This window comes from uncultured Porphyromonas sp. (genome assembly GCF_905372525.1).
Classification (GTDB): domain Bacteria; phylum Bacteroidota; class Bacteroidia; order Bacteroidales; family Porphyromonadaceae; genus Porphyromonas.
Genome location: NZ_CAJPPN010000074.1, coordinates 1 through 2,945, shown reverse-complemented (window position 1 = coordinate 2,945; position 2,945 = coordinate 1). Strand labels below are relative to the sequence as shown.

2 protein-coding genes are annotated in these 2,945 nt (G+C 57.8%); both read right to left on the bottom strand.

Features of this window, described 5'->3' with window-relative positions; translation table 11 throughout:
* Positions 1 to 233: 233 nt before the first annotated feature.
* A complete protein-coding gene (locus tag QZ170_RS09100) occupies positions 234 to 776 on the bottom strand; it encodes a shikimate kinase (protein ID WP_297180209.1) in 543 nt (180 codons plus the stop codon).
* 15 nt (positions 777 to 791) lie between these two features.
* Complete coding sequence (locus tag QZ170_RS09095; RefSeq protein ID WP_297180206.1) at positions 792 to 2,843, bottom strand: HDIG domain-containing metalloprotein; 2,052 nt, start codon at positions 2,841 to 2,843, stop codon at positions 792 to 794.
* Positions 2,844 to 2,945 lie beyond the last annotated feature (102 nt).

Sequence of the window (2,945 nt, the reverse complement as noted above, 5' to 3'; positions counted from 1 at the left end):
CTGAATAGAGCATCTGACTACGGATCAGAAGGTTACAGGTTTGAATCCTGTCGGGATCACGCAGAGACGCCCCATGATGGCTAGCCATCATGGGGCGTCCGCTATTTATCTCCTAGTGGGGGTAGCTTCGCATCAATGCCATACAATCGGCAGGTAACGCCCTACCCCCTCCTCAGCCAGAGGCGATGGTGTAGAATGTGGGTGAGGCCGTGCTGAGTAGCCCCCGAGCAGCCTCACTCCCTGACGAGCAGGCCAGGGTGCTCGGCGAGCCTTCGGGCAAAGGCCGTCTCCGCCGCTGCCGAATCAATCTCATCGACCTCGAAGACATGGTGTGCCTGCAGGTAGATCGGTTCGCGTACCCCGAGGGTATGCTGGATAAACTCCAGGAGCTCAGCCCCGCTCTTGTCCCGTATGGTCGGTCGAGTACGCTTGCAGAGCTCTAGTCGGGTGGCGAGTACCTCGGCCGAGGAGCGGAAGTAGACCGTCTCCCCCGCCTCCCTCAGGAGCTCCATCATATCTAAGTGACAGGGGAGGCCTCCGCCCGTGGCGAAGATCGTATCGCTCATGCTCATGAGCTCCTGCATGACCATACGCTCCCTGCGTCTAAAGACCTCCTCGCCCTCCCGAGCAAACATATCGACGACCCGCTGCCGAAAGCGTGTCTCGATGAACGTATCCGTATCTATGAAGCGTAGCTGTAGACACTCGGCGAGCCTCCTGCCGATGGTGCTCTTGCCAGAGCCCATGAAGCCTACGAGGAATATCGGTCGGTACATATCCTAGGTGGGGGCTTAGTGCTTATCTGGGTAGGCGATACGGGCGTGGTACATCGTCTTGAGCTTGAGGAAGAAGACCTCCTTAATCTCCTGAATATCTCGGAAGGTCAGCGGGGTATCGTTCAGTAGCCCCTCAGAGACGATCCCATCGACAATCTTGTTGATGAGGCTACGTATCCCCTCCTCGGTATACTGGCTGAGGCTACGGCTAGCAGCCTCCACACTATCGGCCAGCATCAGGATCCCCATCTCCTTGGTATAGGGGTTGGGGCCAGGGTAAGTGAAGGGCTCGGGATCGATCGTCTCGCCCGGGTGCTCATTGCAGTAGGAGTTGTAGAAGTAGCGCGTCGTACTGCGTCCATGATGTGTACGGATGAACTCGATGACCTGATCGGGTAGGCCGTGCTTCTGCGCCAGCGCTACGCCATCGGCCACATGCTGGATGATGATGCGGGCACTCTCTGGGTAGCTGAGGAAGGCGTGGGGGCTGTTGGTGGGGGCATTCTCCGTGAAATACTCGGGGTGGGGCATCTTGCCGATGTCGTGGTAGAGCGCTCCAGTACGGATCAGCTGGGCATCCGCCCCGATCTTGGTCGCTGCGGCAGTAGCCAGGATCGAGACCTGATAGGAGTGCTGGAAGGTCCCCGGCGCCACCTCGGAGAGCTCCTTGAGCAGAGGTGTGGCCATATCGCTCAGCTCGACGAGACGGACGTTGGAGACGTAGCCGAAGAGCTTCTCCACGATGAAGGCTAGGATATAGGTGAACATGAGGAAGATCAGATTCACCCCATAGAAGAGCAGCGAGATCCAGTACGAGGGCAGGATACGCCCCTCCTGTATCCAGGCAAAGATCATCGAGGAGCCGATGTAGGCCGTGTAGACAGCGAAGGCCGCACGGATAAGTTGGCCTCGGGAATTGAGACTCTGTAGCGTGAAGACAGCGACAAAGCCAGCGACGAGCTGGACAAAGAGGAACGGCAGAGGATCGGGTACAAAGTATGCCGCCACGAGGATCGTCACGAGGTAGCTCGTCAGCGCTAGGTGGCTATCGAAGAAGATACGTAGGAGCAGTACCAGCATCACATACGGGATCACCTCCAGCGGATACCACTCACTACTGGCCTGGAGCTCCGTCAGGGCGATGAAGGCAAGCATCACCGAGAAGAGGAGCAGGATATTGCGCCCCTGGACACACAGAGCCCTATTGAAGAGCATGAGATAGACCCCTAGGACGGCGAAGAGGAGGGCGACGTAGAGGAAGAGGCCGAGATTGAGTACCGACTGTGTCTCCCCACCCATGCGGTGGATCTGCTCCTGCCTCAGGGAGCGGAGGACGTTGTAGATATAGGGGGTGACGATCTCCCCCTTGTCGATGATCCGCTCGCCCTGCTGGACGATCCCCGTGGAGGTAGATAGGCTCGAGAGGGCGTCGGCGAGGAGCTTGTCCGTATAGTCCTTGTCGTAGAGGACATTGGCCTCGAGGTACGAGGAGACATCCATCCGCTGGAGCTCCTCGCGACTGAGCCCCTTAGCCTCGGCCTGCTCGAAGGCTTGGTCATAGACCTCCTTGAGGCTGTAGAAGCGGGTCAGGGGGGTACGTGTGAGGATGTTGTTTCCCCCGAGTAGGTTCATCTCCAGATGCCCCTCGGTGCGGAGGCGTGTGAGCTCCGAAGCCTCGATGATACCGATATTGTAGCTCTTGCGTAGTACCTCCTGTAGGTGGAGGTAGTAGGCACGGGGGAGGGTCTGGCTGAGCTCCTGGGTATAGCGGTCATGGAGCTTATTGAGCATCCTAGGGAGCGTCTCACTGTCCAGGGTATAGACGGGGAGTGCCTCCTGACGTATGCTATCCTGCTCCATACGTATCTGCTCATCCGTCTTGTAGATGGGGAAGTCGTACGGCGCCGTGATCAGCTCATATGCCCAAGGCTTGCCACTGCTGAACTGGTACTGGAAGCTCCTATTGCGCGGAGCAAGGAGCATCACGACCAAGGCAGCGAAGGCAAGGGCGATAAAGGTCTTCAGCCACAAGCTCTGGAGAATACGCCTAAAGGGGATCTTGTACATAGCCTATGTATCTTATAATGTATTGAGGCAAACAAAGATAAGGAAAAGCCACCAAGCACCCTCGCCACACCCTGCCCCTCGGGTCATACCTTCGCCCCGCTC

What these genes read in the sequence shown, in the direction of transcription:
- QZ170_RS09100 (WP_297180209.1), bottom strand. Translation starts at nt 776, where the DNA reads ATGTACCGACCGATATTCCTCGTAGGCTTCATGGGCTCTGGCAAGAGC.
- QZ170_RS09095 (WP_297180206.1), bottom strand. Translation starts at nt 2,843, where the DNA reads ATGTACAAGATCCCCTTTAGGCGTATTCTCCAGAGCTTGTGGCTGAAG.